The sequence below is a fragment of the Fusibacter sp. 3D3 genome (genome assembly GCF_001748365.1).
GTDB lineage: Bacteria > Bacillota > Clostridia > Peptostreptococcales > Acidaminobacteraceae > Fusibacter_A.
On sequence record NZ_BDHH01000017.1, the window covers coordinates 1 to 16,788 of the forward strand.

Sequence of the window (16,788 nt, forward strand, 5' to 3'; positions counted from 1 at the left end):
GATTATGAGAGTGGAGATATCTATTGTGAAGAGCACGAAACATACGATGCACAAACATTTCTTGGTTTTCTGAACAATGTACTTGAACGGTATTCTGGTAAAATTGTTATGGTTCTTGATAATGCAAGGATACACCACGCCAAGTTACTTCAGCCTTTTCTTTTAGAAAATTCCCATCGACTTGAGTTAATGTATCTACCTCCGTATAGTCCAAATCTAAACTTGATAGAAGGTCTCTGGGGTTGGCTTAAAGAAAAAGTCATCAACAATGTTTTTTATAACAAGACATATGAGATTAGAAAGAATGTCTCTGCTTTTCTAACAGAAATTGCAAAACATCCACATATTATTATAGATCGGTTATGTGTCCAATTGTAAATTATTAAAATTTAATTCAACTTATATAGATTACCCAAAAGCACTTTTTCATCACTGATAACGACACTATTTTCCTCTGTTTTAAATGTTTGTACTTTTTCAATGATTGAATTTGATTTTAACCGTGTTACAAAGTAAATCTTTTGTTCACAGTAAATATCAAATTTCTTATAATCCACATAAGCGCGGTCCATTACATTGATAGCACCTTCTTCGGATATCACCAAATTGTCCATTTGCTTTTTATCTGCTGGACGTGCATTCGTTATGATCGCTTTATCTGGCAAACTAATATCATCGCAAAATTTCAATCGCAAATGGAGCTTGATCCCACTTTTTGTTTTTCGAAAATCTGCCCATGGATACTGAGTTATACACATACTTATCGTTGATGAATCAATCATATACAAATTACCTAAAGAGGATTTAACTGCATTTGGCTTCAAATAGATATGTGCATCTTTGACGACTTGATTAAACATCTGCTTCATATGATTTGGATTGAGACTGTTCAATTTTCTAGAAATTTGTGAATGACTTGCGGACTCAAGACCTATCGCATTTTGTAAGTCAACTGAACTATTCAAGTGTTTTGATAGTGCTCTGACTGATTCAAATTCCATAATTTGAGCAAATATCATAAGCGAAATAAATCGTGAACTGGTCAATTTCTTGATATACTTATCAATTCCAAAAGATTTTAAAATTGTTAGTGACTCTTGTAATGAATTTATGATAAAATTAATTGTGGTGTTCTTGTTCATATTTTTTTATCCTTTCTTTATTCAAGATAGTTTAGAAAAATTTTGAGCAAGAACTATTTTTATACTCATTCCTAGTTTACCATATTATTCAATTCAAAAAAATACTTGACTTTCTGTTAATTTTTTTTATGCAACACTAGTGATACAAAGTATCGTAGTATAGGTCTTAGTTCAATCCCAGATGCTCCACGCAAAGGTAGACCAAGTCGGTTAACCGAAGAGCAAGAGGCTACAATAAAAGACCTCATTTTAAACAAAACCCCCGCCGATGTTGGTTTTGTAGCTAATTTCAATTGGACAGCTGGAATTGTAGCAGAATATATTTTGAGAGAATTCAAAGTTCAATACAGCATCAAAGGTATCACGTTGATATTGTCTAGACTGAATTTATCATTCACACGTCCTACGTACACGTTAGCTAAAGCTGATCCCCTAAAGCAAGAGCAATTTCGCAAGGCATTTATTGATGTTAAAAAAAATTGATAAACGGTGAAATCCAACACATACTATTCGAGGATGAATCTATGATTCGAGATTACCAAGCGATCGGAGCTACATGGTTTGAACGCGGCAAACAAAAAATCATAAAGACGTATGGAAAGCATCGTGGCGTAAAACTAGTGGGCTGTTTAGATTATGAGAGTGGAGATATCTATTGTGAAGAGCACGAAACATACGATGCACAAACATTTCTTGGTTTTCTGAACAATGTACTTGAACGGTATTCTGGTAAAATTGTTATGGTTCTTGATAATGCAAGGATACACCACGCCAAGTTACTTCAGCCTTTTCTTTTAGAAAATTCCCATCGACTTGAGTTAATGTATCTACCTCCATATAGTCCAAATCTAAACTTGATAGAAGGTCTCTGGGGTTGGCTTAAAGAAAAAGTCATCAACAACGTTTTTTATAACAAGACATATGAGATTAGAAAGAATGTCTCTGCTTTTCTAACAGAAATTGCAAAACATCCACATATTATTATAGATCGGTTATGTGTCCAATTGTAAATTATTAAAATTTAATTCAACTTATATAGGAGCATTCTTAAAAAGTATAAATCGGAAAAAACATTGAATCAAAGCGTATACTCAGTCCGCTTTGATTATGCCGTTGCATTTTCGTGGTCAAGCTATTTTCAATTTTCGCTTGCAGAAACCATATCGACATCAATGTGATTTCCGTGTATAATCAAGGAAATAACATTAAAGAGGTGACGAAATGTCTGATTTAAAAAATGATAAAAGCACTTTAGAAGATTCATGTGGCTGTGGCTGTGGTCATGCTCATGACCACGATCATGATCATGAGCATGTTCAAACCATGACCCTTGAACTTGAAAACGGCGAAAAATTAATCTGTCCGATCATTGAGATCTTTGAAGTAGAAGGCAAAGAGTACATTTCTTTATTGCATCCGGATGAAGATCTTGCATTGCTCTATGGCTTTTCAGAATATGAAGATGATTCTGTGGAACTCACTGAAATCGAAAGTGATGAAGAATATGAGAAAGTCTCTAACGCCTTTAGATTACTAGGTGGCGAAGCGGACTGAGTATACGCTTTGATAGGGCTGTTGAGAAATAAGCGTATTAATCAAAAATAGAAGCAAAAACAAAAGTACCTCAAGAGAAGTTGTTTAAAAAACTTTTCTTGAGGTTTTTTTTATATGGTTAGGGTGTCAAAAGTCAGTTTCGCATTAACCCTCTACCATATGCTGTATCGCGTACTTCTCGTAAACGACATCATATGGTAGAGGGTTGCTCAACTTTTGGATTTGACACCCTAACCTTATATATTTAATTGCACAGTTTGTTATGGATGAGTGGTTACATATTATTGTTTACTTACTCCAGTAAAAAGGGTTGATAGAGCATCATAATAACTTCTAATTCATCGGAATCCAATGATTTCTTGACTAAAGCAGATTCAAATGTGATTGATTTGATACCGCTCTCTTGAAGAAAAGAGTCATCAAGTTCAAAATGATGATGTATTTTTTTACCTGTTTCATTTGTGGTAACACTTAAATCACTGGTCAAATAATTGAATTCAGAAAAAGGAAATACGATCGTATATTCATAATCATCATCTTCTGAGATTACATAGTATTCATCAGAAGATTGCTCTCTAACCTCGCTATTAAAGGCATCAAGGGTTACAGTGCCCACATTGACAAGATCTCGTCTCATTTTCACATCAGACATTTTTTCAAGATAGTAGTCATCTAAATCATAATATTGAAGTCCAATTTTAATCCGATTAAAATGCTCAATATATGAATCAATAGTTAAAATAATTTTTTTAGCTTTGCCATCATAACGATAAGTTGAAGGTGTTAACGTATAGACCAATTCATCCTTATTAAAAAGATATACTTCATCTGTAATCGTATCAAGTTGTATGGGAATGCTGATAATTTTTTCATTTTTAAGATCATCAAAGAATAACAGTTCAATGCCTTTATTGAACTGACTTGATAATGGTTTAGAGGTACATCCTGATATTGTAAGTATAATTATCAAAAAAAATAGGCGTATTTTTAATTTATTTTTAGTTATCATATAGCCAATATTCAGTACCGTATTTATTATAACTCCCTGCATAATAATTGGTGATATTGCCTCCGTTTTGATATGGATAAATCCATTGCTTATTCATAACTTTACAAGCACTTACTAATTCTACAGACCTTTGTGGTGGTACTGTAACGGACATTGTATAAACTTTTCCCCACTCTTGGCCAACACTAGCACCCATGGAGGCTTCTGCTACGCCTTTGAATCCAAATTCAACAGAGCCACTTATCTCGTAATTTGTAAATGAAGATGTTGCCAAAGTGGCATCAAGAGAGATATCTTTTGATTTATTTGTAAAGATATCTCTATCATAACCTCTGTAAATAAATGAATTGTTATTATTGCTCCACTGGTTTACTGGATATGGATTAGAAAACAACCTCATGAATGACGAGTTTTTAAGTGTAGTATTTAAGAGCTCTAATTCCCTATCGTTGTGAATAACTGGAATGCCATCTAAATACATGATCCCACCAATGGTTTCTTCTTTGGGTTTATCAGTGAAATCTGAGTCTTCAGTTGTGGCAAAAACACTCCCCATATTTAACATAAATACGAGCAATAAAATAAATGTTATTTTTTTCATAATTTCTCCTTCGATTTAAATAAATGTAATTTTGAGTTAATTGGAAACAATGTTATTCTTTTATACCTCCTTTACAATATAATTTATCAATGGAACCATTTAATATAGAGTTAAATATTAATGGATGCCATGGCTTTATCATAACACAAATATTAAAAATTATCTATAAAATGGCCTATTTGGAACAAAATGCGTCCTAATTGGAATTTAGTTGATAAGCGGTTTATAAGCTTGCTTATAGAGCTCACAACTTTTGATCAGTTCGCTATGGGTGCCTTTTGCAATGACTCCGCCGCCAGCCATAACATAAATAATATCCATTTGATTCATTTGAACCAATCGATGTGTGATCCAGATGAGACCTCGGTCATCCAGTGAGAAAAGGTTTTTAAGTACTTTTGATTCTGTCTCGATGTCAAGCCCTGTGAAGGCTTCATCTAAAATGAGATAAGGGGATTTACGAAGTTGTGCGCGTGCAAGTCCGAGACGTTGCTTTTGGCCGCTGGATAGCGTCGTAATCCCCCGCTTCTAACTTTTGGGATAGGGTTAAAAAGGCAGGTGCGGATAAGTAATCGTTACATTTTACAAAAAAAGCAAAATACCCCCTCTGAAAATTTAGAAAGAGAGAGGGATCCGTATGGGGATAATAAAATGTAAAGAATGGTGATGTCTGATGGAATGAGGTTAGGATCATATAAGACTAAATTAAAATCAGATTGAGATTATGGGCGAGGTTATTCATTACAGAAGGCTGGTGATTGTACCAAATTTTCAAGATGGTGGATCAAATCAAGATTATAGTGAGCAGGCGCCATTATCTTGAGTTCGGATAAAGCTTCTTCGTATGTTTTTGATTTTTTATAAACGCGGTCTGTAGTCATGGCATCAAAACTATCTGCCAAAGCTAGAATACTTGCTTCTAAAGTAATGGCATCATCTTTTAAACCATGTGGATATCCCGAACCGTCAGGGCGTTCATGATGATTGAGAATGATATTTGCAACTTCCTCATCCATTTCCTTGAGGACGATTTCATAACTGTAGACAACATGTTTTTTCATAATTTCATTTTCAGCAGGCGTAAGCTTTGCATTTTTATTTAAGATAGAGTCTGGAATTTGAGTCTTGCCAATATCATGAAAAGTAGCAGCCAATAAAAGATGTCTTGTGGCAGTGGCACTTAGCTTGAGCTGTTTCGCTAGATGAGCACATATGCGTTTGACATTTTTAGAATGCTGATAAGTATAATGATCTTTATTTTGTAATGTTTCAAGTTGCTCATGGAGTTTTGTATGCATTTTTTTGGAGAGTTCATATTCGCCAGATCGTGATGCAAAAAAAAGAAGTACAGTATCTTCAACAGCTGTTAATGAGAAACTTTCTTCAAGGTTTTGTACTTCAAAATAATCACCTGGACCCAAAATTTCTGAGTTGTTTTCTAGATACCCAGTAATAATGTAATAGAATTCATACGTATCGGGTATAATGGAAGGCTTTATGAATAAAAAGCCGCTTTTTTTGATATCAAACTGTACAATTTCAACGCCATCGTTGGTACCGAGTAGAGTGATTAATCCGCGGCTAGAATTGTCTGCTTTGATTTTTTTACCAAATTTTTTAAGTTCCATAAACACCTCTTATTCTGTGAGCGTATCGATTATTAGAATAGTATTTTAAATTATTGTAACATATCTGAAGTGACCATAAAAGCCAATATTGTGGAACCCAAATGTATCAAAGGATGCCTAAGTGATCTTTTGCTTCAGGTAATCGATCGTTATAAGCTGCATAAAAAGTCTGCTGCTCATCGAGGTCCATGCGGTAGAATGTATTGAGAAGATAAGTGTTAAGTACTTTTAGTTCCTGATCATCATGTATAAATTTCACGCGAAAGGTAAGTGCTTTAATGAGTTTATACCATGAGAGAATAAAAGCTTTATTTTCATTATAGTGATCAATACCGATCCAATCCATCACTTTAACATCAGTCAAATGAGATTTCATACAGGCATCTTTCTGCAAAAAGTATTTAAAATTATCATCTTCATATACTCTCCCTAGTGGAAATAAACGACAAATATTAGGCCGATTTGCGTGAATTGTACATCGATCTTCTTGATTCAAAAAGCTACAGCGTTCAGATACTTTATGCATTTTCAAATGAGGTAAAACAAGCTTGCCATGTGGATGAAGTTCAAATTTATCTTCTAAAAGTACGTCAAAGGTGATCTTCAGATGACTTGAAATGTTGTAAGCGTCAAATGGATTTAGGGTAACCAAATCACCAACGTTGTGACAGCAAGCACTACAGCCATGACAACCGCCTGTATTTGCTTTTACCAGGTCATTTATGTCATATCTTTTGCCATCGGAAATGTCTTCTAATATTATATTTGTTTTCATATATTCACCTTTCAATAAGACGATCAGATCACTTAAAATAAATGCACAAAAGCCTTTGAGTTTTTATTTTTACTCAAGGGCTTTTATAATTAATGAATATGGGAAAGCATTCTATCCCAATCTCATCTTAAAATCTTGATAGCCAAATTGACGTACGATTTGACAGTCGCCATTTTTATCTTGGATTGCAATTGAGGGTAATGCCATACCATTAAAGGTGTTGGTCTTCACCATGGAATATATCGCCATGTCACCAAAGACCAAGCGATCACCGCTTTTTAGAGGTTGATCAAAAGTGTAATCTCCAATCACATCCCCAGTGAGACAAGTGTTGCCACCAAGGCGATACATATATGGCTTTTCACCGAGTTCACCCGATCCAAAAAGGGGTGGCCTGTAAGGCATTTCTAAAACATCGGGCATGTGACAAGCGGCTGAAGTGTCCAAAATAGCAATAGACATGCCGTTTTGTTGAATATCCAGTACGGTTGTAACCATGTAACCTGCATTGAGTGCTACGGCTTCACCGGGTTCTAAATAGACCTGTAAGCCGTACTTGTCTTGCATGTGATTAATACATTTTTCAAGCAAGGGTATATCATAGTCTTCTCTGGCGATGTGATGTCCACCACCGAAGTTAATCCATTCCAGTTGCGGTAACCAAGTGCCAAACTTTGCTTCGATCACGTTTAAAGTCGATTCCAAATCGTCAGAGTCTTGTTGGCAAAGGGTGTGGAAATGAAGGCCTGAAATGCCTTCTAGGAGCTCAGGTTTAAAGTGCTCTAAAGTCACGCCAAAACGAGAACCCACTGCACAAGGATCATAGATGGCATGACCGACTTGAGTGGAGTGTTCTGGATTAATCCTCAAGCCCACTCTTTTGCCTGCTTTTAGCACTTTATCTTTAAACTGCTCTGATTGAGAGAAAGAATTAAAGACAATGTGATCGCAGAGCTCTATAATTTCATCCATTTCTTCTTCGCGATAAGCAGGGGAGAAGACGTGATTCTCCTTCCCCATCTCTTCAAATCCAAGACGCGCCTCATATAAACCGCTTGCCGTGGCACCGTCCAAATATTCACCAATCAATGGATATAGTTTATACATGGAAAAAGCTTTTTGAGCTAAGACGATTTTACACCCAGTGCGCTCTGACACACCATTCAAAATTTTTAAATTCTTTTCAATTAAAGCTTCATCTACAATAAAGCAAGGTGTAGGTAATTCTGAAAATTTCATATTAATCTACCATTACAGGATTAAAGCTCTCTTGCCATGGAAGGCCCCATTTGCCAAGTTCCTCCATAAATGGATCTGGATCAAACTCCTCAACAGTGTAAACGCCTTTTTTATCCCATTTGCCAGTCATGAGCATCATAGCGCCGATCATTGCAGGGACGCCAGTTGTATATGAAATCGCTTGTGAGCCTAATTCTGCATAACAAGCTTCATGATCACAGACATTGTAAACATAGTAAGTTTTGTCTTTGCCCTCTTTTTTACCACGGAAGATACAACCAATATTGGTTTTACCTTTAGTACGAGGACCAAGCGATGCAGGATCTGGTAATACTGCTGCTAAGAATTGTAACGGAATGATTTTTTTACCTTCGAACTCTATAGGCTCTATAGAAGTCATGCCAACATTTTCAAGGCATTTTAAGTGCGTAAGGTAGCTTTGACCGAAAGTCATGAAGAAACGGATGCGTTTAACACCTGGAATATTGATTGCGAGTGACTCAATTTCCTCATGGTGTAAAAGATACATATCTTTTTGACCCACTTCTGGAAAGTCGTAAACACGTTTGATTGCCATAGGTTCAGTTTCAACCCATGCACCATTTTCCCAGTAGCTGCCGTTAGCAGTGACTTCGCGGATATTGATTTCAGGATTGAAATTGGTCGCAAAAGGATAGCCATGATCGCCACCGTTACAGTCTAGGATATCGATATATTCGATTTCATCAAAATGATGTTTAAGCGCATGTGCAGAGAAAACGCTTGTAACACCTGGATCAAAACCACTGCCTAAAAGTGCTGTGATACCAGCTGCTTCAAAACGCTCACGGTAATCCCATTGCCATTTGTATTCGAATTTTGCAGTGTCGTGCGGTTCGTAGTTGGCAGTATCTAAATAGTTGGTTTTAGTTGCCAAACAAGCGTCCATAATCGTTAAATCTTGGTATGGCAACGCTAAATTCATTACAAGATCAGGTTTTTCAGCTTGGATTAACGCGATCAATTCATCTACATTATCTGCATCCACTTTTGCAGTTGTAATTTTTGTTTTGCTACCTTCTAGTTTTGCTTTTAAAGCATCACATTTTGATTTCGTACGGCTTGCGATGCAAATTTCCTCGAATACGGCGCTGTTTTGAACACATTTTTGGATGGCAACCTGAGCCACACCACCACAACCAATAACAAGTGCTTTTCCCATTTTTACTCTCCTTAATTAAACAAATTTTTTATTGGGCTTATGCCCACTGGTATAATCATATTTGAGCCATCTTCGATGGCTCAAACCGATTTTTGCCGACACCTTTCAGCGGTTGAACATCCCTGCGCTTTGCTGGACAAGGACTAACGATTAAAAAAAAACAAGTGTATTCGCATATAAGCGCACAACACTTGTTTACAATATAATTTACATATTAAAAATAGATATATCCATAGCAACAAAGCACGTGGACATACGTTTCATCATTAATATTCAAAATATATTTAGTATCATCAGAGTCTATACAGCAATTAATTACTTTTACCACTCTTATTGACTGTTTCACAAGTTGATGTGCAATATGCACTGGTTATAAAGTAACCAACTTATAAAATTTGAGCTTTTAACTCAATCAATAAAGCAACTAAAGTTGCTAATCGGCATTTGACCCGGCTGTCCGTATGGCCTTCACCTCACTAAAGAAGTGGTCATAATTATCAGCGTTGAAAGATACAAGATTATGAATATTAGTTTTTCACATAACGCACGTTTATTTTACCAAGGAATGCATGGAAAAGCAAGAACAATATTGTTGAAGTTGAAAATTTCATAAATAGACGTACACTTAACATATTTTAATTAAAACGAATATATGTTCTTGTTTTGTTCGATCACGCGGGTTATAATAGATACAAGAAAACCCCCGGAGGCAATAATGACAAAGAAGAATTTGCATGTGAGTCTTGATCCCGAAATTTATGAGACACTACATGAAACTGCAAATATGAATAGTACCTCAATGAACGCCATTGTCAAAGAATCCATCATAAGTTATTTGCACCAAACTCGATCTAAACAGTTACTTAATCGAAGTAATTTTACTTTTATTGATCTATTTGCAGGCATTGGAGGCATGAGATTGGGCTTTGAAAGTGCTGGGGGCAAATGTGTTTTTTCAAGTGAGTGGGATAAATATTCACAAGAGACGTATTTGGCTAATTTTGGAGAAAGGCCAGCAGGCGATATCACACAGATCGATGAGCGTGAAATTCCTGATCACGATGTGCTTGTTGCAGGATTCCCATGTCAGCCTTTTTCGCTGGCAGGTGTGTCTAAAAAGAACAGTTTAGGCAGAGCACATGGCTTTAAAGATAAGACTCAAGGCACTCTTTTTTTTGATATTGCAAGAATATTGGATGCTAAGCGGCCTAAGGTATTTCTTCTTGAAAACGTTAAAAATTTGCGTTCTCATGATAAGGGCAAGACGTATAAAGTCATCATAGATACTTTGAAAGAATTAAATTATCATGTATTTGATGAAGTGATTGACGGGAGCGGGTATGTGCCTCAACATAGAGAACGTATATTTATTGTAGGTTTTGATGCGAATATTTATAAGACGGCGCCTAATTTTCATTTTCCAGAGTCAAACGTCAAATATAGGGTTAGAGATATACTGGAATCAACTGTCGACGACAAGTTTACGCTATCGGATAAATTATGGCTTTATTTGCAAGCGCATGCAGCGAAGCATAAAAAACTCGGAAATGGTTTTGGTTTTGGCATTGCGGACTTAAATGGTGCAACTCGAACACTTAGTGCTCGCTATCACAAAGATGGTTCTGAAATTCTCATCCCCCAAGAAAAGAAAAATCCGAGACGGTTGACGCCAAGAGAGTGCGCACGACTTCAAGGCTATCCTGAAAATTATAAAATTGTGGTGTCTAATACTCAAGCGTACAAGCAATTTGGAAATTCAGTGGTAGTGCCGCTTATCAGTGCAATTTCCAGAGAAATGATTAAGGCCATGGCGGTGGATGAAAGGAAAGTTGAAAATGTCGTATGATATTCATGTGAGCATATCCGAAGCGGAATTAGTGTATTGTAAATTCTTGTCTGCAAATGATGTCGGATTAACGGGTGGACATCAGTCTGGGCCATACGTTGCGAAGTCTGCTGTGTCGATTCTATTTGACAAGCCTTGTTCAAAGGGCACTAATATTACGAAAACAGTTGAAATCAAGTGGCATGATGATAGCAAAACCATTAGCAATTTCAAATATTATGGCACAGGGACTCGGAACGAGTACAGGATCACCTCTTTTGGAAGGGGATTTCCTCATTTTAGAACTTCTAATATTGGTTCTTTGTTCATTCTTTGTAAAATGGACCTTGAGACTTACCGGGGCTATGTTATAGAGGAAGAGACAGAAATAGATGCATTTTTAGATTATTATGGATTGTCACCAGCAGAGACAAATGCTTTACTCACTGTAAACGATTCGATTTCTGTGGAAACTCAAGTGCAGCAATTTTTAGATCAAATAACAGGGGATTTTCCATCTTCTGCAGAGATTGCGCTCAAAGCACGAAGCGTCTTTGAGACTATGCCCCAAAGAGGAAATCTAGCGGACTCTGATATGATGCTTATAAATTGGTTAAAGCATGAATACTTATTGTTTAAAGAAATTGAAAAGAAATTTAACCAAGATATTCTTGAAGTTAAATTTCAGTCGATTGATGCCTTTATCAATCGTGCAAACAGTGTCTTAAATAGAAGAAAGAGTAGAGCTGGGAAGTCTCTTGAAAATCATTTGGCTGAGATTTTTAGAAGAAATGCGCTTAGATTTGTGGACCAAGGGATTACTGAACAAAATAAAAGGCCTGATTTTTTATTTCCAGATGAAGGTACTTATTGGGATGCAGTCTCAACTTTTGATTATGAAAACTTAGCCATGCTCGCATCAAAGACAACTTGCAAAGATCGGTGGAGACAAATCTTAACGGAAGCAGATAAAATTGAGGTGAAGCATCTGTTTACTTTGCAGCAAGGCATTTCTGCTAATCAATTGAATGAAATGAAAAATCAAAAGGTGCAATTGGTGGTCCCTAAGCAATACATTTCTACGTACCCTATGGCATACAGGGATTGGATTTGGGATTTGAGTAAGTTTATTAGCTTTATAAAAGAAAAGCAAAATGATTAAACCCGCAAATATGAGACATGTATCTTATGTATAAGGGCTCAAAAAAGTAAGGACATCTAAAAGTAAGGACATCTAAAGTAAGGACGCCTATAGTTCTCAGGAACTTTAGGCGTCCTTACTTTTTTATTTCATCTCCAAAAGCTTAAGCGTCGGTTAAGAAAACACACAATTGACATCCGAATTACAAAAAGTTCAAAAAAATATTACGGAATGTTCAAAAAAATCAAATTTGGTATCCTAGACTACAACTTATTGATTTCAGAATAGCTATAATCTTTAACAAAGGCGACTATTCAAGTGCGTGTTCCTTGAATAAATTGTTGTCTTAGAAGGGTTTCGCTAAAGATAACAATCTTGTTTTTTTCGATTCCGAGAATCCCTTGATCCATAAATTCATGCAAGACACGCGTCACGGTAACGCGTGAGCAGCCAGCAAGTGAAGCCATTTCATGATGTTTTAAGTGATAAAATTCACAAAAATTGTTGCGCTTGACACCTTCTTGAGAACAAAGGCGTAGAAGTAAAGCGGCAATTTTGCCACGAGAATCTCGAAAAACCGTATCGGAAAGTTGAGATCTTATAATTTGATATTTCCTTATGATACTGAGGATTAAATGGTTATAGAGCTCATGTTGAGCGGCAATTGTCGCCTTGAAAAGCTGTGTCGGAATCATAACAACTTGAGTATCGGTTAGACAAATCACATCGATATCAGGGCTATGTTCCACATAAGAATCAATTTCCCCAAATAAATCGCCAGAAGAAAGCATATAAAGAAGTCTTGAATTGCCATTTTCACTGTAAGTCATCACCTTAACACGACCACCTGTGATCAACATGATTTCATCTCCAAAGGCAATGTTGACAATGGCACCACGCTTATAATATTGGATTTCGCTGACAGAGCCGAAGACTTCCAAAAAAGTTTTTCGGGTTATATCATATTCTTCTCGATTGAATTTTTGATTATAAATTGACCTCACCCCCAAATTCAAAAGATTCACATTTCTAACGAGCTCAGTATTGATTCATTATACTTGTTTGATGCATAGAATTCAAATCTAAAATGAGTATGAACAAAATCAAATTTTGATTTTGAACATATAGATAAAACAAACTTAAATGGAGGGGATTTAAATGAGAAAAAAAATATCGATTTTCCTTGTGGGGGTATTGCTGCTTGTAACGGCGTTAACAGGATGTAGCAGTGCTAAGCCAGAAGCTGCGAGTGGCGCTGAATCCACAAATGGCTCTGAAGCTGCAAGTGGTGCTGAAACCACGCCTGCAGCACCTGCAAAAGACACTCTAATTGTTGCAACGGGCTATGATGCAAAATCGTTGGATCCACATGCAACAAATGACGTCGCTTCATCGAATATCATGGAGCAAATTTATGATACTTTAGTGGTTCTCAATTCAAGTAACGAAGTCGTGGGTTCATTGGCTGAAAAGTTTGAAGTCATTGATGAACTCACTTATAAGTTCTATTTGAAAAAAGGCGTAAAGTTTCATAATGGCGAAGAATTAAAAGCAGCTGACGTTGCTTATACTTTCAAGAGAGCAACTTCGCCTATTGGTGGCTCCATTGCACATATCGTTGGCGATATTGACCCAGAAGGTCTTGAAATCGTGGATGATTATACCATCATCGTTAGAATTAAAACACCGAACTCAGCATTTTTGCCATCATTAACCCATAAAGGGGGCGGTGTCATACTCAATGAAAAGGCAGTTGAAGCGGCAGGCGACGCTTATGCGATGAATCCTGTTGGAACAGGCCCTTTTAAATTTGAAAGCTGGGCAAAAGGGGATCAAATCGTATTGACACGTTTTGATGAGTACTATGGCGAAAAACCATCTTTTAGCAAGATGGTCATAAGAGCTATTCCAGAAGCCACCAATAGAACCATTGAACTCGAAAGTGGTGGCGTCGATATCGCTTATGATATCGCTACAAATGACATCACAAGAATAGAAGAAAATAAAGATTTGAAAATCATTCGTAAAATGGCAAATTCAACGACTTACTTTGCTTTTAATACTTTAAAAGCGCCTTTTGATGACATCAAAGTCAGACAAGCCATAGAATATGCAATCGATACAGAGACCATCGTTCAAGCTGTATGGAGAGGTGTTGGTGCACCAGCGGTAGGTCCAGTGCCACCCAATATCAAATATTTCAACAATGCGCTTGGGAAACCGACCTATGATGTAGAAAAAGCAAAAGCACTTTTGGTAGAAGCTGGTTATCCAGATGGATTTACAGCTAAAATTTGGACAAATGATAAAAAAGCACGTATAGATATGTGTACCATTATTCAAAATCAATTGGCGGAAATAGGCATAAAAACAGAAATTCAAGTGCTCGAATGGGGTGCTTACCTTGAAGGCATCAAAAATGGCGATCATGAAATGTTCATGGTGGGTTGGTCAACTCAGACACCAGATCCAGATATGTCATTATACGGTCCATTTCATTCAAGCCAAAAAGGGAAAAACAATTTTTCTTACTATGATAATCCAAAAGTAGATGCACTTCTCGAAGAAGGCAGAAAACTTGCAGACTCTAAAGAGCGTCAAGCGATTTATGAAGAGTTGCAAACCATTATTCGTGAGGAAGCGCCATGGATTGTTATGGAAAATAGCGAAACCGTTGTGGGTGTACGTTCTAACATCGAAGGGTTTGACCCAAGTCCATTCGGCTATCATGTTTTATACAATGTAACGATAAAATAACAACCATACACCTTAAGTTATAAAGATGTGAGTGTTTATCCAATGCTCACATCTTTTATGAACATAAGGGTTAGGAAAAGGGGGAAGTTTGATGCTCAAGTACTTTGCTAGAAGAATTCTAATGTTAATCCCAGTAATTCTTGGAGTTGCATTTATAGTTTTCTTTCTTCTTTACATCACGCCTGGTGACCCTGCGCGTATCATTTTAGGAGATCAAGCGACGGAAGAATCCGTATTGCAACTCCGTGAAGAAATGGGACTCAATGATCCTTTTTTTGTGAGGTTCGGGAAATATGCATACAATTTAGTGGTGAATCAGGACGTGGGGAAATCCTACGTGACTAAAAGACCCGTTTGGGATGAAATTATGACCGTTTTTCCTGCGACCTTAAAGCTTGCGGGTTCATCGATTTTATTAGCACTTTTAATTGGTATTCCTATTGGCATTATATCCGCTATTAAGCAATATTCCATTTTTGACAATGTGACCATGCTCTTTGCCCTCATTGGGATTTCCATGCCTGTATTCTGGCTGGGGTTATTGCTAATCTTACTGTTTTCGGTTAAGCTGGGATGGTTGCCCTCTTCGGGCTATACCACTTTAAATGCCATGATATTACCAGCAGTAGCACTAGGTGCACAATCCATAGCGATTATCACACGGATGACGAGGTCGAGTATGCTCGAAGTCATTCGTATGGATTATATCCGCATGGCCAGATCCAAAGGACAAGATGAAAATAAGGTGGTTTTCAAGCATGCTCTAGGCAATGCTTTAATTCCCATAATCACGATTGCGGGCCTTCAATTCGGTCGATTACTTGGAGGCGCAGTTTTGACAGAATCTATTTTTTCAATTCCTGGAATTGGCAGATTGATGGTAGAATCCATTAAAATGAGAGATTTTCCAGTGGTCCAAGGAGGCGTTCTCTTTGTGGCCATATCCTTTAGTTTGGTCAATCTACTGGTGGATTTACTGTATGCCTATGTAGACCCTAGAATTAAGTCACAATACAAGTAAGGAGGCCTCATATGAATACCGTAAAACAAAAAAAGAATAAGAAAAAGAGTATTTGGTTGGATGTATGGCGCCGACTCAGAAAAAACAAAATGGCAGTAGGCGGCTTGGTGATTATAATCCTGCTCTTCCTAACGGCAATTTTTGCGGATTGGATTGCACCATATAGTTACGAGAGTCAAGATTTACTCAATATGTTTCAGACCCCGTCATTTGAACATTGGTTTGGAACCGATGAATTTGGTCGGGATATCTTTAGTAGAATCGTGTATGGATCAAGGATATCTCTAGAAGTTGGGTTTATTGCAGTGGGCATATCGCTTATCATTGGGGGCTCAATTGGGGCTATAGCAGGCTATTACGGCGGTCGATTAGAAAATTTATTGATGAGATGCATGGATGTGCTTTTGGCGATACCAGAAATTCTTTTAGCCATAGCAATCGTTGCAGCATTAGGGCCTAGTATTGCCAATCTCATGATTGCAGTGGGGATTTCCTCTATTCCTGGTTATGCGCGCCTTGTGAGAGCTTCCGTGATGTCTATAAGGGAGCAAGAGTTTATAGAAGCTGCAAGAGCTGCGGGTTCTTCAGATTTCAGAATTATCGTGAAGCATATTCTGCCGAACTGTATGGCGCCTATTATTGTTCAAGCGACGATTGGCGTTGCAATTGCGATTTTAACAGCAGCAGGATTGAGTTTTATTGGACTTGGCATACAACCGCCTACGCCAGAATGGGGCTCAATGCTCTCAGGTGGAAGAAGCTATATCCGGGACTATCCACATATGACGTTATTCCCAGGAATCGCCATGATGGTGACGATTTTAGCCCTTAACTTGTTAGGTGATGGACTTCGTGATGCGCTCGATCCCAAATTGAAGAATTAAAGGAGGCTTAA

17 protein-coding genes and 1 pseudogene are annotated in these 16,788 nt (G+C 37.2%); 9 read left to right on the top strand and 9 right to left on the bottom strand.

What is annotated here, in order from left to right:
- On the top strand, positions 1-378 hold a 378-nt coding region (locus F3D3_RS17220), incomplete at its 5' end, for a transposase (protein ID WP_069875698.1).
- A gap of 11 nt (positions 379-389) precedes the next feature.
- Here F3D3_RS17220 and F3D3_RS17225 read toward each other — a convergent pair.
- Positions 390-1,142 (bottom strand): IS4 family transposase, encoded by a 753-nt coding sequence (locus tag F3D3_RS17225; RefSeq protein ID WP_069875699.1) that lies wholly within the window; start codon positions 1,140-1,142, stop codon positions 390-392.
- A gap of 174 nt (positions 1,143-1,316) precedes the next feature.
- Here F3D3_RS17225 and F3D3_RS25250 point away from each other — a divergent pair, with 174 nt between their 5' ends.
- From F3D3_RS25250 to F3D3_RS17235, 3 genes are all read left to right on the top strand, one after another.
- Complete coding sequence (locus tag F3D3_RS25250; protein WP_374700087.1) at positions 1,317-1,625, top strand: transposase; 309 nt, start codon at positions 1,317-1,319, stop codon at positions 1,623-1,625.
- 41 nt (positions 1,626-1,666) lie between these two features.
- Positions 1,667-2,152, top strand: coding sequence for an IS630 family transposase (locus tag F3D3_RS25255; RefSeq protein ID WP_069870038.1), 486 nt, complete (start codon positions 1,667-1,669; stop codon positions 2,150-2,152).
- 211 nt (positions 2,153-2,363) lie between these two features.
- On the top strand, positions 2,364-2,696 hold the full coding sequence (locus tag F3D3_RS17235; RefSeq protein ID WP_069875700.1) for a DUF1292 domain-containing protein: 333 nt from the start codon (positions 2,364-2,366) through the stop codon (positions 2,694-2,696).
- Positions 2,697-2,988: 292 nt separating this feature from the next.
- Here F3D3_RS17235 and F3D3_RS17240 read toward each other — a convergent pair whose 3' ends face one another.
- From F3D3_RS17240 to F3D3_RS17265, 7 genes and pseudogenes are all read right to left on the bottom strand, one after another.
- The gene (locus F3D3_RS17240; RefSeq protein WP_175438415.1) at positions 2,989-3,666 is read right to left on the bottom strand and encodes a hypothetical protein; all 678 of its coding nucleotides are present in this window, start codon (positions 3,664-3,666) and stop codon (positions 2,989-2,991) included.
- 28 nt (positions 3,667-3,694) lie between these two features.
- Entirely contained in the window at positions 3,695-4,306 is a 612-nt protein-coding gene (locus F3D3_RS17245) for a hypothetical protein (protein ID WP_069875702.1), read from the bottom strand.
- 438 nt (positions 4,307-4,744) lie between these two features.
- Positions 4,745-4,825 (bottom strand): annotated as a pseudogene (locus F3D3_RS24935) (hypothetical protein); the annotation flags it as partial.
- Between the two features lie 215 nt (positions 4,826-5,040).
- Positions 5,041-5,934: an HD-GYP domain-containing protein gene (locus F3D3_RS17250; protein ID WP_069875703.1), complete on the bottom strand. Its 894-nt coding sequence runs from the start codon at positions 5,932-5,934 to the stop codon at positions 5,041-5,043.
- Between the two features lie 106 nt (positions 5,935-6,040).
- On the bottom strand, positions 6,041-6,709 hold the full coding sequence (locus tag F3D3_RS17255; protein ID WP_069875704.1) for a YkgJ family cysteine cluster protein: 669 nt from the start codon (positions 6,707-6,709) through the stop codon (positions 6,041-6,043).
- Between the two features lie 111 nt (positions 6,710-6,820).
- On the bottom strand, positions 6,821-7,948 hold the full coding sequence (gene nspC, locus F3D3_RS17260) for a carboxynorspermidine decarboxylase (RefSeq protein ID WP_069875705.1): 1,128 nt from the start codon (positions 7,946-7,948) through the stop codon (positions 6,821-6,823).
- Position 7,949: 1 nt separating this feature from the next.
- Positions 7,950-9,149 (bottom strand): saccharopine dehydrogenase family protein, encoded by a 1,200-nt coding sequence (locus tag F3D3_RS17265; protein WP_069875706.1) that lies wholly within the window; start codon positions 9,147-9,149, stop codon positions 7,950-7,952.
- Positions 9,150-9,864: 715 nt separating this feature from the next.
- On the opposite strand from F3D3_RS17265, the gene dcm reads away from it, so the two are divergent.
- Together dcm and F3D3_RS17275 are read left to right on the top strand one after the other, a co-directional pair.
- Entirely contained in the window at positions 9,865-10,995 is a 1,131-nt protein-coding gene (dcm, locus tag F3D3_RS17270) for a DNA (cytosine-5-)-methyltransferase (protein WP_069875707.1), read from the top strand.
- Positions 10,967-12,136 carry a type II restriction endonuclease gene (locus tag F3D3_RS17275; RefSeq protein ID WP_207645397.1) on the top strand — a complete coding sequence of 390 codons (1,170 nt, stop codon included), beginning with the start codon at positions 10,967-10,969 and terminating at the stop codon, positions 12,134-12,136. Before dcm ends, F3D3_RS17275 begins: the two co-directional genes overlap by 29 nt.
- 293 nt (positions 12,137-12,429) lie before the next feature.
- Here the strand turns inward: F3D3_RS17275 and F3D3_RS17280 are convergent, their stop codons facing one another.
- Complete coding sequence (locus tag F3D3_RS17280) at positions 12,430-13,119, bottom strand: Crp/Fnr family transcriptional regulator (protein WP_139132138.1); 690 nt, start codon at positions 13,117-13,119, stop codon at positions 12,430-12,432.
- Positions 13,120-13,273: 154 nt separating this feature from the next.
- Between F3D3_RS17280 and F3D3_RS17285 the strand changes: the two genes are divergently transcribed.
- From F3D3_RS17285 to nikC, 3 genes are all read left to right on the top strand, one after another.
- The gene (locus F3D3_RS17285) at positions 13,274-14,872 is read left to right on the top strand and encodes an ABC transporter substrate-binding protein (protein ID WP_069875710.1); all 1,599 of its coding nucleotides are present in this window, start codon (positions 13,274-13,276) and stop codon (positions 14,870-14,872) included.
- A gap of 91 nt (positions 14,873-14,963) precedes the next feature.
- Positions 14,964-15,893, top strand: coding sequence for a nickel ABC transporter permease (gene nikB, locus F3D3_RS17290; RefSeq protein ID WP_069875711.1), 930 nt, complete (start codon positions 14,964-14,966; stop codon positions 15,891-15,893).
- 11 nt (positions 15,894-15,904) lie between these two features.
- A complete protein-coding gene (gene nikC, locus F3D3_RS17295) occupies positions 15,905-16,777 on the top strand; it encodes a nickel transporter permease (RefSeq protein WP_069875712.1) in 873 nt (290 codons plus the stop codon).
- Positions 16,778-16,788 lie beyond the last annotated feature (11 nt).

Coding starts and splice junctions, on each gene's coding strand:
- F3D3_RS17225 (WP_069875699.1), bottom strand. CDS start 1,142: ATGAACAAGAACACCACAATTAATTTTATCATAAATTCATTACAAGAG.
- F3D3_RS25255 (WP_069870038.1), top strand. CDS start 1,667: ATGATTCGAGATTACCAAGCGATCGGAGCTACATGGTTTGAACGCGGC.
- F3D3_RS17235 (WP_069875700.1), top strand. CDS start 2,364: ATGTCTGATTTAAAAAATGATAAAAGCACTTTAGAAGATTCATGTGGC.
- F3D3_RS17245 (WP_069875702.1), bottom strand. CDS start 4,306: ATGAAAAAAATAACATTTATTTTATTGCTCGTATTTATGTTAAATATG.
- F3D3_RS17250 (WP_069875703.1), bottom strand. CDS start 5,934: ATGGAACTTAAAAAATTTGGTAAAAAAATCAAAGCAGACAATTCTAGC.
- F3D3_RS17255 (WP_069875704.1), bottom strand. CDS start 6,709: ATGAAAACAAATATAATATTAGAAGACATTTCCGATGGCAAAAGATAT.
- nspC (WP_069875705.1), bottom strand. CDS start 7,948: ATGAAATTTTCAGAATTACCTACACCTTGCTTTATTGTAGATGAAGCT.
- F3D3_RS17265 (WP_069875706.1), bottom strand. CDS start 9,149: ATGGGAAAAGCACTTGTTATTGGTTGTGGTGGTGTGGCTCAGGTTGCC.
- dcm (WP_069875707.1), top strand. CDS start 9,865: ATGACAAAGAAGAATTTGCATGTGAGTCTTGATCCCGAAATTTATGAG.
- F3D3_RS17275 (WP_207645397.1), top strand. CDS start 10,967: ATGAAAGGAAAGTTGAAAATGTCGTATGATATTCATGTGAGCATATCC.
- F3D3_RS17285 (WP_069875710.1), top strand. CDS start 13,274: ATGAGAAAAAAAATATCGATTTTCCTTGTGGGGGTATTGCTGCTTGTA.
- nikB (WP_069875711.1), top strand. CDS start 14,964: ATGCTCAAGTACTTTGCTAGAAGAATTCTAATGTTAATCCCAGTAATT.
- nikC (WP_069875712.1), top strand. CDS start 15,905: ATGAATACCGTAAAACAAAAAAAGAATAAGAAAAAGAGTATTTGGTTG.